The sequence below is a fragment of the Agromyces sp. NPDC056389 genome (assembly GCF_042262385.1).
GTDB lineage: Bacteria > Actinomycetota > Actinomycetes > Actinomycetales > Microbacteriaceae > Agromyces.
On the sequence record NZ_JBHJPN010000001.1, the window covers coordinates 444,752 to 458,257 of the forward strand.

15 protein-coding genes are annotated in these 13,506 nt (G+C 72.0%); all 15 read right to left on the bottom strand.

Going from position 1 to position 13,506, the window contains the following annotated elements; genetic code table 11:
* Window position 1: 1 nt before the first annotated feature.
* Window positions 2–775: an indole-3-glycerol phosphate synthase TrpC gene (gene trpC / locus ACFCVM_RS02155; RefSeq protein ID WP_375833294.1), complete on the bottom strand. Its 774-nt coding sequence runs from the start codon at window positions 773–775 to the stop codon at window positions 2–4.
* Window positions 775–1,005, bottom strand: coding sequence for a DUF6704 family protein (locus ACFCVM_RS02160; RefSeq protein WP_375833297.1), 231 nt, complete (start codon window positions 1,003–1,005; stop codon window positions 775–777). The genes trpC and ACFCVM_RS02160 overlap by 1 nt, the downstream gene beginning before the upstream one ends.
* 35 nt (window positions 1,006–1,040) lie before the next feature.
* Window positions 1,041–1,742, bottom strand: coding sequence for a Trp biosynthesis-associated membrane protein (locus ACFCVM_RS02165; RefSeq protein ID WP_375833300.1), 702 nt, complete (start codon window positions 1,740–1,742; stop codon window positions 1,041–1,043).
* Window positions 1,739–3,265 carry an anthranilate synthase component I gene (locus tag ACFCVM_RS02170; protein WP_375833303.1) on the bottom strand — a complete coding sequence of 509 codons (1,527 nt, stop codon included), beginning with the start codon at window positions 3,263–3,265 and terminating at the stop codon, window positions 1,739–1,741. Before ACFCVM_RS02170 ends, ACFCVM_RS02165 begins: the two co-directional genes overlap by 4 nt.
* Before the next feature lie 23 nt (window positions 3,266–3,288).
* Window positions 3,289–3,660, bottom strand: a complete 372-nt coding sequence (gene hisI, locus ACFCVM_RS02175; RefSeq protein ID WP_375833305.1) for a phosphoribosyl-AMP cyclohydrolase — start codon at window positions 3,658–3,660, stop codon at window positions 3,289–3,291.
* On the bottom strand, window positions 3,657–4,418 hold the full coding sequence (gene hisF, locus ACFCVM_RS02180) for an imidazole glycerol phosphate synthase subunit HisF (RefSeq protein ID WP_375833308.1): 762 nt from the start codon (window positions 4,416–4,418) through the stop codon (window positions 3,657–3,659). The genes hisI and hisF overlap by 4 nt, the downstream gene beginning before the upstream one ends.
* Window positions 4,419–4,427: 9 nt before the next feature.
* Window positions 4,428–5,270, bottom strand: a complete 843-nt coding sequence (gene hisG, locus ACFCVM_RS02185; protein WP_375833310.1) for an ATP phosphoribosyltransferase — start codon at window positions 5,268–5,270, stop codon at window positions 4,428–4,430.
* A 44-nt stretch (window positions 5,271–5,314) separates the two neighbouring features.
* The gene (locus tag ACFCVM_RS02190; protein WP_056650691.1) at window positions 5,315–5,578 is read right to left on the bottom strand and encodes a phosphoribosyl-ATP diphosphatase; all 264 of its coding nucleotides are present in this window, start codon (window positions 5,576–5,578) and stop codon (window positions 5,315–5,317) included.
* A gap of 71 nt (window positions 5,579–5,649) precedes the next feature.
* Entirely contained in the window at window positions 5,650–6,312 is a 663-nt protein-coding gene (gene rpe / locus ACFCVM_RS02195) for a ribulose-phosphate 3-epimerase (protein ID WP_375833313.1), read from the bottom strand.
* Between the two features lie 38 nt (window positions 6,313–6,350).
* The gene (locus tag ACFCVM_RS02200) at window positions 6,351–7,805 is read right to left on the bottom strand and encodes an RsmB/NOP family class I SAM-dependent RNA methyltransferase (protein ID WP_375833316.1); all 1,455 of its coding nucleotides are present in this window, start codon (window positions 7,803–7,805) and stop codon (window positions 6,351–6,353) included.
* Window positions 7,802–8,743: a methionyl-tRNA formyltransferase gene (gene fmt / locus ACFCVM_RS02205; protein WP_375833319.1), complete on the bottom strand. Its 942-nt coding sequence runs from the start codon at window positions 8,741–8,743 to the stop codon at window positions 7,802–7,804. Before fmt ends, ACFCVM_RS02200 begins: the two co-directional genes overlap by 4 nt.
* 27 nt (window positions 8,744–8,770) lie before the next feature.
* On the bottom strand, window positions 8,771–10,729 hold the full coding sequence (locus ACFCVM_RS02210; RefSeq protein ID WP_375833321.1) for a primosomal protein N': 1,959 nt from the start codon (window positions 10,727–10,729) through the stop codon (window positions 8,771–8,773).
* Window position 10,730: 1 nt separating this feature from the next.
* Window positions 10,731–11,924: a methionine adenosyltransferase gene (metK, locus tag ACFCVM_RS02215; protein WP_375833324.1), complete on the bottom strand. Its 1,194-nt coding sequence runs from the start codon at window positions 11,922–11,924 to the stop codon at window positions 10,731–10,733.
* Window positions 11,921–13,198, bottom strand: a complete 1,278-nt coding sequence (coaBC, locus tag ACFCVM_RS02220) for a bifunctional phosphopantothenoylcysteine decarboxylase/phosphopantothenate--cysteine ligase CoaBC (RefSeq protein WP_375833327.1) — start codon at window positions 13,196–13,198, stop codon at window positions 11,921–11,923. Before coaBC ends, metK begins: the two co-directional genes overlap by 4 nt.
* A gap of 13 nt (window positions 13,199–13,211) precedes the next feature.
* Window positions 13,212–13,469, bottom strand: a complete 258-nt coding sequence (gene rpoZ, locus ACFCVM_RS02225) for a DNA-directed RNA polymerase subunit omega (RefSeq protein ID WP_056009287.1) — start codon at window positions 13,467–13,469, stop codon at window positions 13,212–13,214.
* Window positions 13,470–13,506: the final 37 nt, after the last annotated feature.

Consider the following 13,506-nt stretch of genomic DNA (forward strand, 5'->3'; position numbering starts at 1 on the left):
GTCACACCGCCAGGAAAGCTGAGAGGTTGGCAATCGGGTCGCCGCCCGTGACGAGCGCCTCGCCGACGAGGACGACGTCGGCGCCCGATGAGCGGTAGTGCGCGACATCCGCAGCGGACAGCACTGCGGACTCCGCGACGCGGATCGCGCCGTCGGGGAATCGCGGCGCGAGACGCCCGAAGAGGTCACGATCGAGTTCGAACGTCGAGAGGTCGCGCGCGTTCACGCCGATGAGGCGCGCGCCGAGTGCCGCTGCGCGCTCGAGCTCGTCGGCCGAGTGCGTCTCGATGAGCGGCGTCATGCCGAGGTCGACGATGAGGTCGTGGAGCTCGCGGAGCGTCGGATCGTCGAGCGCCGCCACGATGAGGAGCACGAGATCGGCGCCGGCCGCACGGGCTTCGAGCACCTGGTACGGCGTCGCGATGAAGTCCTTTCGCAGCACCGGCAGCGACACGGCGGCACGCACGGTCTCGAGGTCGGCGAGCGAACCGCCGAACTTGCGGCCCTCGGTGAGCACGCTGATGGCGCTCGCCCCGCCGAGCTCGTACTGGCGAGCGAGGGCGGCCGGGTCGCTGATCGTCGCGAGCGAGCCCCGCGAAGGGCTCGAGCGCTTGATCTCGGCGATGACCTTGACGTGAGCCGCCGGGCACAGCGCCTCGAGCGCGTCGAGTGCCGCGGGGCGCGCGAGCGCCGCAGCCTCGACGGCCGCGAACGGCGCGCTCTCGCGGCGCGCCAGAGCGTCGGCGACAGCGTTCGCCGTCAGCTCGGCGAGCACTAGTGCGCCTTTTCGGCGACCTTCGAGCCGCCGACACCGTAGCCGGCGCGCGCGAGCACCCAGCCGACGATCAGGCCGACGACGAGGAGACCTGCCGACGCCCAGACCAGCCACGCCGCCTCGAAGAAGAAGGCGACCGTGCCGATCACGAATGCGATGAGCATGATCGTGACGGCGGTCCATGCCGCGGGCGAGTGTCCGTGGCCGGGATCTGCGGTCTCAATGCTCATGATGCTCCTTCGTGCTGGGGTTTTCGTCGGCCAGTCTAGCGGTTCGCGTCACTGGGGTTCTCGTCGTCACGCGCGTCGGCGTCGTCGGCGTCGTCGGCGTCGTCGGCATCGGGTTCGTCGTCGGTCGGGTCGTCACCTCGGCTGAGCCCGTCCCAGTCGTCGATGGCGCGATCGGAGGCGGGGCGTTCGGCGGCCGCGCCGGCCGTGCCGTCTGCGGCCATGCGGGAATCGCTGTACCGGCGCGAGGAGGCGGGCCAGCGGCCGCCCGTCACGAGCACCGCGATCCCCGCCAGCACGAGCAGCGCGCCGCCCGCGATCGCGAGCACCGGCCAGACCGTCGCGGTGACGGATGCCACGAGCTCGGCGGTCGGTGCGGCGCCGGCGACGCCCGTGGCATCCGTCACTGCCGGCGAGACCGAGGCGACCGGGTCGGCGAGCGACAGGCTCGCTGCGAGCAGCACGCAGCCGCCGAGGAGCACCTCGAGCACGCCGAGCACGAACCGGATGCCGGGCCCGGCGATCGCGAGCGCGGCCACGAGCGCGAGGCCCGCGAGGCCGAGCGCCGCGAGGGCCGGGGAGGCGATGCTGCCGGCGACGGCGATGGGCTCGCCCGTGCCGCCGGTCGTGCTCGCCTCGATGAGCAGGTCGAACCAGGTCTGGCTCCACGAGAGCAGCACGAGACCGGCTCCCACGACCGTGGCGACGATCGCGGGCAGCTTCATGCGGGCCGGGTTCACGACTCCACCCGGCGCATGGCGTTCGCGACCGCGACGGCGCGCAGGGGAGCTGCCGCCTTGTTGCGGGACTCCTGGAACTCGGACTCGGGGTCGGAGTCGGCGACGAGGCCGCCGCCCGCCTGCACCCGGGCGACGCCGCCCGAGATCGTCGCGGTGCGGATCGCGATCGCGAGGTCGGCGTCGCCGCCGAATCCGAAGTAGCCGACGACGCCGCCGTAGAGGCCGCGCTGGGCGGGCTCGAGCTCGTCGATGATCTCGAGTGCACGCGGCTTCGGCGCGCCCGACAGGGTGCCCGCCGGGAACGTCGCCCGGAACACGTCGATGGCGTTCGCATCGCCGACGAGGTCGCCCTCGACCGACGAGACGAGGTGCATGATGTGGCTGAACCGTTCGACCCGCATGAACTCGGTCACCTCGACGGTACCGGCGGTGCAGACCTTCGCGAGGTCGTTGCGGGCGAGGTCGACGAGCATGAGGTGCTCGGCCTGCTCCTTCGGGTCGGCGATGAGCTCGGCCTCGAGATCGGCGTCGGCCTCGGGCGTCGCGCCGCGCGGCTTCGAACCGGCGATCGGATGCGTGAACACGCGGCCCTGCTGCACCTTCACGAGCGCCTCGGGCGAGGAGCCGACGATCCAGTACGGCTCCCCCGAAGTGTCCTCGAGGTGCAGGAGGTACATGTACGGGCTCGGGTTGAGGCTGCGGAGCACCCGGTACACGTCGATCGGATGCGCAGTCGCCTCCTGCTCGAAGCGCTGCGAGATGACGACCTGGAAGATGTCTCCCTCGCGGATGTACTCCTTCGACCGGTCGACCGCCGCGAGGAAGTCGGCCTTCTCGGTGCGGTGCACGGGGTCGGCGGCGCGCGCCAGGTCGATCTCGGCGAGCCACGCCTCGGTCGGCTGGCCGAGACCCTGCTGCATGCCGTCGAGGCGCACCTGCGCGCCCCTCCAGAGCTGCTCGGGGGCTTCGTCCCGGTCGTTCAGCACCGAGGCGATGAGCTGCACGGTGCCCGTGCGGTGGTCGATCACGACGAGCTCGGAGACGAACGCGAACGCCTGGCCCGGCATCGGGAACTCCGACGGCGGCCGGTTCGGCAGATGCTCGATCTGACGGATCGCCTCCCAGCCGATGAAGCCGACGAGACCGCCGGTGAGGGGCGGGGCGCCGGGCACGTCTTCGGTGCGCCAGCGTTCGAAGAGGGCCTCGAGTGCGGCGAGCGGCGCGAGTCCGGCCGCGTCGCCGAGGGCGCGCTCGGCGCTCAGGCCGTAGTCCTGCCATTCGACGCGATCGGATGCCTCGGTGAGCACGCCGTACGACGAGACGCCGACGAACGAGTAGCGCGACCAGATGCCGCCCTGCTCGGCCGACTCCAGCAGGAACGTGCCGGGCCGGCCGCCGGCGAGCTTGCGGTAGATGCCCACCGGGGTCTCGCCGTCGGCGAAGAGCTCGCGCACGACGGGCACGACCCGGCGCCCCGAGAGCAGGGCGGTGAACTCCTCGAAGGTGGTCGTGGCGTCGGCCAACGTGTGCTCCTCGTCGTCAGTCGTCAGTCGGCGGGCGGGAATCCGGGGGTCGCGCCGATCGGATCGCCGTCGAAGCAGGTGCGGGTGCCCGTGTGGCAGGCGGCGCCGATCTGCTCGACGCGCACGAGCAGGGTGTCGGCGTCGCAGTCGAGCGCAGCAGAGCGCACGTACTGAGCGTGGCCCGAAGTGTCGCCCTTGCGCCAGTACTCCTGGCGGGAACGCGACCAGAACGTCACGCGCCCCTCGGTCAGGGTGCGCCGCAGTGCCTCGCGGTCCATCCAGCCGAGCATCAGCATCTCGCCGGTGTCCCACTGCTGGATGACGGCGGGCAGCAGCCCGTCGGCGTTGAAGACCGCGCGCTCGAGTGCCTCGTCGACGGTGGACTCGGTGGTCATCGCACGATCCTCCCGTCGGCCGCGAGCGCGGCCTTCACCTCGCCGATGGTCAGCTCGCCGTTGTGGAACACGGAGGCGGCGAGCACCGCGTCGGCCCCTGCAGCGATCGCGGGCGGGAAGTCGGCGACCGCGCCGGCGCCGCCCGAGGCGATGACGGGCACGGTCGAGAGCTCGTGCATGAGCGCCGTGAGCTCGAGGTCGAAGCCCGCCTTCGTGCCGTCGGCGTCGATCGAGTTGACGAGCAGCTCGCCGGCGCCGAGTTCGATGCCGCGGCGTGCCCATTCGAGCGCGTCGAGCTCGGTCTCGGTGCGACCGCCGTGGGTCGTCACGACGAAGCCCGACGGCGTGCGGTCGGAGCGCTTGACGTCGAGCGAGAGCACGAGCACCTGCGCGCCGAACCGGTCGGCGATCTCGCCGATGAGCGCCGGTCGGGCGATGGCGGCGCTGTTGACGCCGACCTTGTCGGCGCCGTGGCCCTGCAGTCGCGCGACATCGTCGGCCGAGCGGATGCCGCCGCCCACCGTCAGCGGGATGAACACCTGCTCGGCGACTCGCTGCACCATGTCGTACGTGGTGGAGCGGTCGTCGACCGTGGCGGTGACGTCGAGGAAGGTGAGTTCGTCGGCACCCTGCTCGGCGTAGCGGGCCGCGAGTTCGACGGGGTCGCCCGCGTCACGCAGGTTCTGGAAGTTCACGCCCTTCACGACGCGGCCTGCTGCCACGTCGAGACACGGGATCACACGGACGGCGAGAGACATGCGCGCGCCTCACAACCGGGCCGCGTGGATGGCGCTGACGAGAATCGCCCTCGCGCCGAGTTCGTACAGTTCGTCCATGACGTGGTTCATGTCGGTGCGCGGGATCATGACCCGCACGGCGACCCACTCGGGATCGTGCAGCGGCGAGACCGTGGGCGACTCGAATCCGGGCGCCGCAGCGGTCGCACGCTCGAGGTGCTCGACCGGTACGTCGTAGTCGAGCAGCACGTACTGGCGCGCGACGAGCACGCCCTGCAGGCGTCGGAGCAGCGTCGCGGCCCCCGGCTTGTCGACACCGGAGCCGATGAGCACGGCCTCGGAGTCGAGGATGACAGGGCCGAAGATCTCGAGGCCGGCCTGACGGAGCGTCGAGCCCGTCGAGACGACGTCGGCGACCGCATCGGCGACGCCGAGGCGCACCGCCGACTCGACGGCGCCATCGAGCTTCACGAGCTTCGCAGGCGTCACGCCGTGGCCGGCGAGGAAGTCGCCGACGAGCCCCGGGTAGCTCGTGGCCACCCGGACGCCCTCGAGGCCGGCGAGTTCGGTGAAGGCGCCCGCCGGGCCGGCGAAGCGGAAGGTCGAGTCGCCGAATCCGAGCGGCGCGATCTCGGAGGCATCCGAGCCGGAATCGAGCAGGAGGTCGCGACCCGTGATGCCGACGTCGAGTGCGCCGGAGCCGACGTACGTCGCGATGTCGCGCGGGCGGAGGTAGAAGAACTCGACGCCGTTGCGCGGGTCGGCGGTGTGCAGGTCGCGCGGGTCGCGGCGACCGCTGTACCCGGCCTCCCAGAGCATCTGCGCGGCGGTCTCAGCGAGCGAGCCCTTGTTGGGCACGGCGATTCGGAGCATTTCAGTACTTTCGTGTCGACGGTTCTGATCGGCCATGGGCGTGATCAGAGATGTCGGTACACGTCGGCGGGCGAGAGGCCCTTCGCCAGCATGAGCACCTGCAGGTGGTACAGCAGCTGGGAGATCTCTTCAGCGGTCTCGTCGTCGCTCTGGTACTCGGCGGCCATCCACACCTCGGCCGCCTCCTCGACGATCTTCTTGCCGATGGCGTGCACGCCGGCATCGAGCTCGCGCACGGTGCCTGAGCCCTCGGGGCGGGTGGCGGCTCTGTCAGCGAGCTCGATGAACAGCTCGTCGAAGGTCTTCACCCGTCAAGACTACCGGTGCCGGAAGCCCGGCCATGCCGATGCGCCACCGCGACGTCACGAAGCACCCCGGGTCAGTGCCGGTGGGCGCTCGCGGCGTCACGAAGGGCGGCGATGCGTTCGGCGGGCACGTCGGCCCCGAAGACCGCCGACCCTGCCACGAAGGTGTTCGCGCCGGCCTCGGCGGCGATGCTGATCGTGTCGAGCGCGATGCCGCCGTCGACCTGGAGCCAGACGTCGAGACCGGTCTCACGCACGACGCGCGAGAGCCGCTCGAGCTTCGGCATCGTCTCGGGCATGAACGACTGGCCGCCGAAGCCGGGCTCGACGGTCATCACGAGCACCTGGTCGAACTCGGGCAGCAGCTCGAGGTACGGCTCGACATCGGTGCCGGGCTTCAGCGCGATGCCCGCGCGTGCGCCGATCTCGCGGAGCCGGCGCGCGAGCGCCACCGGCTCGTCGGTCGCCTCGGCGTGGAAGGTGACCGAGAACGCGCCGAGCTCGGCATAGCCCGGTGCCCAGCGATCGACGTCCGAGATCATGAGGTGCACGTCGAGCGGGATCGGGCTGACCTCCTGCAGGCGCCCGACCATCTGCGGGCCGAACGTCAGGTTCGGCACGAAATGGTTGTCCATCACGTCGACGTGCACGAGGTCGGCGCTCGCGATGCGCCCGAGCTCGTGCTCGAGGTTCGCGAAGTCGGCAGCGAGGATGCTCGGGTTGATCCGCGTCGTCATGCAGCCACCCTATCGAGCGTCATCGGCGAGCCGTTCGCTCAGGCGCGCTTCCGCACGAGTGCGATGAACATCGCGTCGGTGCCGTGTCGGTGCGGCCAGAGCTGCACCGTCTCGGGTGCGCCCGCGAGGTCGAGCGGATGCCGCGACACCCCGTCGATCACGGAGCGCGTGTCGAGCTGCTCGGCCGCGTCGCCGGCGCGGCGGAGCGCCGCCGCGAGGGTGCCGTGGGTCTCGGCGGTGTGCGGCGAGCACGTGACGTAGGCGAGGATGCCGCCGGGCGCGAGCGCGGCGAAGGCGCTGTCGAACAACTGCCCCTGGAGCTTGGTGAGCTCGGCGACATCCGACGGGGCCTTCCGCCACCGCGCCTCGGGGCGACGACGCAGTGCGCCGAGCCCGGTGCACGGCGCATCGAGCAGGATGCGGTCGAAGCCCCCTGGTGCGCCGAGCGCCCCGACGTCGAGCTGCCGGCCGTCGCCGACGTGCACCTCGACGTCGAGCGGCACGCCGGTGATCGCGTTGCGCACGAGTTCGGCGCGAGCGGGAACCGTCTCGTTCGCCGCGAGCAGCGCGCCGCCCGCGAGCGCCTCGGCCGCGAGCACTGCCGTCTTGCCGCCCGGGCCCGCGCAGAGGTCGAGCCAGCGCTCCCCCGGCCGCGCCGGCTCGGCTCGGCTGAGGGCGAGCGCCGCGAGTTGGGAGCCCTCGTCCTGCACGCGGATGCGCCCGCCCGAGCGTTCGGCCGCTGCGATCGGATCGGCAGCGACCGCGCCGATCGGCGAGAACCGGTCGGGCTCGAGACCCTCGATGCCGTCGGTGTCGACGTCGAGACCCGGCAGCACGGCGAGATTGACGCGCGGCGAGGCGTTGTCGGCGTCGAGGAGCTGCGCGAGCTCATCGGCCCGGCCCTCGTGCTCGAGGGCGGTCCGGAGCGCCCGCACGATCCACTCGGGGTGGCTCGTGACGGCGGCGAGACGAGCGTCGTCACCGCGTGCCCCCTCGGCGACGAGTGAGCGCCACTCATCTGGAGAACTACGGGAGATCGTGCGGAGCACCGCGTTCGCGAATCCTGCGGCCTTGGGGGCGACGCGACGGGCGAGCTCGACCTGCTCGTTGACTGCCGCGTGAGTGGCGACGCGCGTCGCCAGGAGCTGGTGCGCGCCGAGCCGGAGCACGTCGAGCACCGCGGGGTCGATCGCGGACGCCGGACGGTTCGCCGCGAGCTCGATCACCCGGTCGTAGAAGCCCTGCATGCGGAGCGTGCCGTAGGTGAGCTCGGTCGCGAAGGCGGCATCAGCACGATCGAGGCCGGCGCGGCGGATGCGAGTGGGCAGCAGGAGGTTCGCGTAGGCCTCGTCGGCGCGCACGGCCTCGAGCACCTCGACGGCGACGATGCGCGCGGGGGCGATGCGGGCAGGCGCCGGGCGAGCGGAGGCTCCCCCGCCGCTGCGACGCTGACCGCCGCTGCTTCCGCCGCGACCGCCGTGACCGCCGCTCATCGTGCCACCGCCGTGGTGCGGCCGGAGCCGCGCCACCAGTCGCCGGCGTCCATCGCCGGTTTGCCGGCCGGTTGCACCCGGCGCAGCTCGAGCGGGGTCGTGCCGGTGCCGATGAGCACGCGGCGTGACGAGAACCCGAGCTCGCCGGGGGCGAGCGGGGGCGCCGACACCCCGTCGCCGTCGGCCGGGGTACCGAGGTCGAGGAGCTTGACCCGCTGCTCGTCGATCGTCGTCCACGCGCCGGGCTCGGGCGTCACACCGCGGAACCGGGCGCGCACCTCATCCGCCGGCTTCGACCAGTCGAGACGGGCGTCGTCGATCGACAGCTTCGGGGCGAGGCTCGGCGCTCCGGTCTGCGGCACGGCGCGCGCCGAACCGTCGGCGATCGCCTCGACCACCTCGGCGAGCAGCCCTGCGCCCGAGACGGCGAGTTCGTCGAGCAGCGCACCGGCCGTCTCGTCGCCCTGCAGCGGATGCCGCAGCTCCGCGTACACGTCACCGGCATCGAGCTCGGGCACGAGCTGGAACACGGACGCGCCGGCGACGGTGTCGCCCGCGATGAGCGAGTGCTGCACCGGAGCGGCTCCACGCCAGGCGGGCAGCAGCGAGAAGTGCAGGTTGATCCAGCCGTGCACCGGCGTCGAGAGCAGGGGCTCGCGCACGAGGCCGCCGTAGGCGACGATGACGCCGAGATCGGGTTCGAGCGCGCCGATGCGGGCCGTCGCGTCGGCATCGAGCCGGTTCGCCTCGATGAGCGGCACGCCGTGCCGGGCCGCGGCCTCCGCGACGGGTGACGGCGTCAGCACGCGCTTGCGACCGAGCGGAGCCGGCTGCCGCGTGACGACGCCGACGAGATCATGGCCGCTCGTCGCGAGACGGTCGAGCGACGGGACGGCGACGGCAGGAGTGCCGGCGAAGACGATGCGGAGCTTCTGCACACTCCATTGTCGCCGACGGGAGCGCCGCTACGGGACCTCGGGGTCGTCGAAGCGCACGCGGAGCACCGCAGGGCGCTTCGGCGGCTGCCCGGCGACCGGGCGACGTCGCTCGGTCGCGACGCGGATCATCTCGGCACGCAGCGCCTTGGCGACCGCGCCTCCGGCGGCGTAGTCGAACCGCACGATGCCGCGTTCGAGTCCCTCATCGGCCGGCACGGGGCCGAGCGAGTCGACGCCCTGAGCGGCATCCCGTGCCGCATCGAGCGCTCTCGCGACCAGGGCGGGCGCTGCCGTCACGCTCGCCACGCGCACCGCCGGTGGGAACCGCAGCGCTCGGCGACTCGCGAGTTCGCCGCTCGCCCACTCGGCGAGCCGCCACGACGTCAGCGACTGCGCGAGCGCGCCCGCCACCCCGACGAGGTAGATCGGCGAACCGGGAGCCGCGAGCGCCGCGGCGTTGGCCCACCAGCGCAGACAGTCTTCTGCCACGCGAAGGGACTCGCGCAGCAGCATCCGCTCGCCGTCGAGGAGGAGCACCGCTCGGTAGCCGCCCTCGGCGATGGGCTCGGCGCCGCGGGTCGCGACGACGAGTGCCGGCTCGGCGCCGACCTGCAGCACCGGCCGTTCGCCGTCGGAGAGGATGACACGGGCCTTCGGGAACGCGCGACCGAGTTCTTCGGCGGTGCGGCTCGCCCCGACCGTCGCTGCTCGCAGCTTCGTTGCCTCGCACACCGGGCACCGCCAGGTGCTCGCGCTCGTGCCGCACAGCACGCATCGCGGATCGCCGCCGCTGCGCGGAATGACCAGGGCGCCGCCGCAGGCCGCGCACCGCGCCGGTTCACGGCAGCGGTCGCACGTGAGCATCGGTGCGTGCCCGGGACGCGCCACCTGCACGAGCACCGGCCCCTCGAGGATCGCCTGCTGCGCGGCGCGCCAGGCGCTCGACGGGATGCGTGCGGAGCCGGGTTCGGGCGATGCCTGCTGCTCGGTCGGGATGACCTTGGGCCGCACATGCCTGACCGCGGGCACGTCGTGCACCCATCCGATCTCGACGAGTCGTTCGACCTCGACGCTTCGGCTGTGCCCGAGGAAGAGCAGGGCGGCGCCCGACTGCTCCTGCCTGATGAGCGCGGCGTCGCGGGGGTGGACGCCCGGGGCGAGCTGCTCGTTCTGGAGCGAGTCCCCGTCGTCCCAGATCGCGATGAGGCCGAGCCGCGACGCCGGCGCGTACACGGTGGAGCGATTTCCGATGACGACGCGCGCGTCGGCGCCCGTGGCGTCGAGGAACGCGCGGAACCGCTCGCCGCCCGTCTGCCGTGCGTCGGTGCGGAGCACCCGTCGCGGGTCGACACGATCGGCGAGGGCCGCCTGCAACTGCTCCTGATCGCGGTAGTCGGGAACGATGATGAGGCTCGAGCGGTCGGCCGCGAGGGTGTGCGCAGCGGCCGCCGCGAGCGTCGCGGCCCACGCACCGACCCACTCACCCGACGAGAGCAGCACCGGGCGGGGATCGGCGGCAAGCGCCATCCGCTCGCCTGCGTCGATGCCCGACTCGATGCGTCCAGGCTCGTACCCGGGAATCGCCGCGGCGGGCGCGGGAAGCTCGCCCGGATCGGGCTCGGCCGCCCGCCACGCCCGTTCGGCGCGCACGTAGCGGCTCGGAATCGCGACGCGGAGGATGTCGCCGGCGTTGCCGGCCGCGCGATCGGCGGCGGCTCGCGCGAGCGCCCACACCTCGGGAGTCAGCAGCGGCACCTCGGAGACGACGTCTTCGAGTTCGCTCAGGCGCCCCTCGAACTCGCTCGACGACGCGATCTCGACGAGCCACCCGTTGGCGATGCGCCCGCCCGACCGAAGCGGCACGCGCACACGCACACCGGCGACGGCGGCGTCACGCAGCCGTTCGGGCACGGCGTAGTCGAACAGCTGATCGAGTTGCGGCAGCGGCGAGTCGACGAGCACGCGGGCGACGGTGCCGCCTCCCACGTCAGAGCCCGGCAGCGGAGCGGAGGTCGTCGACGCGGTCGAGGCGCTCCCACGTGAAGTCGGGCAGCTCACGGCCGAAGTGGCCGTAGCTCGCGGTCTGGGCGTAGATCGGACGCAGCAGGTCGAGGTCGCGGATGATCGCGGCGGGTCGCAGGTCGAACACCTCGCGGATCGCAGCCGTGATCTGCTCGTCGGGCAGCGCCCCGGTGCCGAAGGTCTCGACGTAGAGTCCGACGGGAGCCGCCTTGCCGATGGCATAGGCCACCTGCAGCTCGAGGCGGTCGGCGAGACCCGCCGCGACGGCGTTCTTCGCGACCCAGCGCATCGCGTACGCCGCCGAGCGGTCGACCTTCGACGGGTCCTTGCCGCTGAACGCGCCGCCGCCGTGCCGGCTCGCGCCGCCGTACGTGTCGATGATGATCTTGCGGCCGGTGAGGCCGGCGTCGCCCTGCGGGCCGCCGATCTCGAACCTGCCGGTCGGGTTGATGAGCACGTCGAGGTCGGGGCGGGCCAGCTCGACGGTGTCGAGCACCGGTCGGATCACGAGCTCCTCGACCTCTGCACGGAGCTGCTCCGTCGACACTGCGAGCGTGTGCTGCGTCGAGAGCACGACGGTCTCGACCGTCTTCGGCACCTGGCCCTCGTAGCCGATCGTGACCTGGGTCTTGCCATCGGGGCGGAGGTAGTCGAGTTCGCCGCTCTTGCGCACGGCGGAGAGCCGCTCCGCGAGGCGGTGTGCAAGCCAGATCGGCACCGGCATGAGCTCAGGGGTCTCGCGCGTGGCATAGCCGAACATGATGCCCTGGTCGCCGGCCCCCTGCATGTCGAGCGCATCTTCGCTCGATCGCTCACGCGCTTCGAACGCGTGGTCGACGCCCTGGGCGATGTCGGGCGACTGACCGCCGATCGAGACCGAGACACCGCACGAGCGCCCGTCGAACCACGCGTCGGACGAGTCGTAGCCGATCGAGGTGACCCGCTCGCGCACGATCGCCGGGATCTCGACGTAGCCGCTGGTCGTGACCTCGCCCGCGACATGTACGAGCCCGGTCGTCACGAGGGTCTCGACGGCGACCCGGCTGTGGGGATCCTCACGCAGGAGCGCATCGAGGATCGAGTCGGAGATCTGGTCGCAGAGCTTGTCGGGGTGGCCTTCAGTGACGGACTCGGACGTGAAGCGGCGGAGTGCGCTCATGTGGTGGGCTCGTGTTCCTTCGAGATCGTCGCGGTGGTGACTGCGGTCACTTCCGTGACCACCACATCGAGGATGTCATGCGCCACCGACTGTTTCGTTCCGTGTGCTCGTGTGACGACGCCGCCGTCTCGGCCGATCACGACGACCCGGTTCTCGTCGCTCGCGAAGCCCTCGTTCCAGCCCACGCGATTGACGACGAGCAGGTCGGCGCCCTTCGCCTCGCGCTTGGCACGGCCGAGTGCGATGAGGCGGTCGTCGTCGGGCTCGGTCTCTGCGGCGAAGCCGACGAGCAGCGTGCCCGGGTGCGGCGCATGGCCGAGGCCCGCGAGGATGTCGGGGTTGCGCACGAGTTCGAGCGTCAGCCCGTCGTCGCTCTGGTCCTTCTTGATCTTGCCTTCGCTCACGCTCGCGGGACGGTAGTCGGCGACGGCCGCGGCCATCACGACGACGTCGGCCCCCTGCGCGGCCTCGGTCACCGCCGCCTGCAGCTCGAGCGCGGTCGAGACGCGTCGGATGTCGCAGCCCTCGGGCTCGGCGACCTCGAGGTTCGCGGCGATGAGGGTGACCTGCGCGCCTCGCTCGCGAGCCGCTTCGGCGATCGCGATGCCCTGCTTGCCGCTCGAGCGGTTGCCGAGGAATCGCACGGGATCGAGGGGTTCGCGAGTGCCGCCTGCGCTGACCACGACACGGCGGCCCGCGAGGTCGCCGCGATCACCGGATGCCTCGGCGGCCGTGCCGTCGCCGAGCACGCGTTCGAGCGCTGCACGCACGATCTCGTCGGGCTCCTCCATGCGGCCGGGGCCGCTGTCGGCACCCGTGAGCTGCCCGACGGCGGGGCCCACGATCGTGACGCCCCGCGAACGGAGCGTCTCGACGTTCGCCTGGGTGGCCGGGTGCCGCCACATCTCGGTGTGCATGGCCGGAGCGATGACGACGGGCGCCTCGCTCGCGAGCAGGGTGTTGCCGAGAAGGTCGTCGGCGAGGCCCGTCGCGAGCTTCGCGATCGAGTTCGCGGTCGCCGGGGCGATGACGATCAAGTCGGCGGCCTGGCCGATGGCCACGTGCCGTACCTCGGCGACGCCCTCGTACAGCTCGGTGTGCACCGGGTTGCGCGAGATCGCCTCGAGTGTCGGCCGACCGACGAAGCGCAGCGCGCCCTCGGTCGGCACGACGTGCACGTCGTGGCCGGCGAGCACGAGCGCGCGCACGACGCCGACGGCCTTGTACGCGGCGATGCCGCCGGTGATGCCGACGACGATGTTGAGCCGAGTCATCCGGCCCTCCGGATCACTCGGCGATCGGGCGGAGCCGGAGCTTGTCTTCGTTGATCTCGTGCATCGCGACCGACAGCGGCTTGTCGTCGATCGAGGAGTCCACGAGCGGGCCGACGTTGTCGAAGAGGCTTCCCTCGTGCAGGTCGGCGTAGTAGTCGTTGATCTGGCGCGCGCGCTTGGACGCGAAGATGACCAGCTGGTACTTCGAGTCGACCTTCGAGAGCAGGTCGTCGATGGGCGGATCGATGATGCCGGACAGCTTCTCAGCCATGGAATGACTCCTTAGATCGTGGGTGCGCACCCGCAGC

Excerpts from the sequence above, each read along its gene's own strand:
- ACFCVM_RS02160 (WP_375833297.1), bottom strand. The coding sequence starts at position 1,005 with ATGAGCATTGAGACCGCAGATCCCGGCCACGGACACTCGCCCGCGGCA.
- hisI (WP_375833305.1), bottom strand. The coding sequence starts at position 3,660 with ATGACCACCGAGTCCACCGTCGACGAGGCACTCGAGCGCGCGGTCTTC.
- hisF (WP_375833308.1), bottom strand. The coding sequence starts at position 4,418 with ATGTCTCTCGCCGTCCGTGTGATCCCGTGTCTCGACGTGGCAGCAGGC.
- hisG (WP_375833310.1), bottom strand. The coding sequence starts at position 5,270 with ATGCTCCGAATCGCCGTGCCCAACAAGGGCTCGCTCGCTGAGACCGCC.
- rpe (WP_375833313.1), bottom strand. The coding sequence starts at position 6,312 with ATGACGACGCGGATCAACCCGAGCATCCTCGCTGCCGACTTCGCGAAC.
- ACFCVM_RS02200 (WP_375833316.1), bottom strand. The coding sequence starts at position 7,805 with ATGAGCGGCGGTCACGGCGGTCGCGGCGGAAGCAGCGGCGGTCAGCGT.
- metK (WP_375833324.1), bottom strand. The coding sequence starts at position 11,924 with ATGAGCGCACTCCGCCGCTTCACGTCCGAGTCCGTCACTGAAGGCCAC.
- coaBC (WP_375833327.1), bottom strand. The coding sequence starts at position 13,198 with ATGACTCGGCTCAACATCGTCGTCGGCATCACCGGCGGCATCGCCGCG.
- rpoZ (WP_056009287.1), bottom strand. The coding sequence starts at position 13,469 with ATGGCTGAGAAGCTGTCCGGCATCATCGATCCGCCCATCGACGACCTG.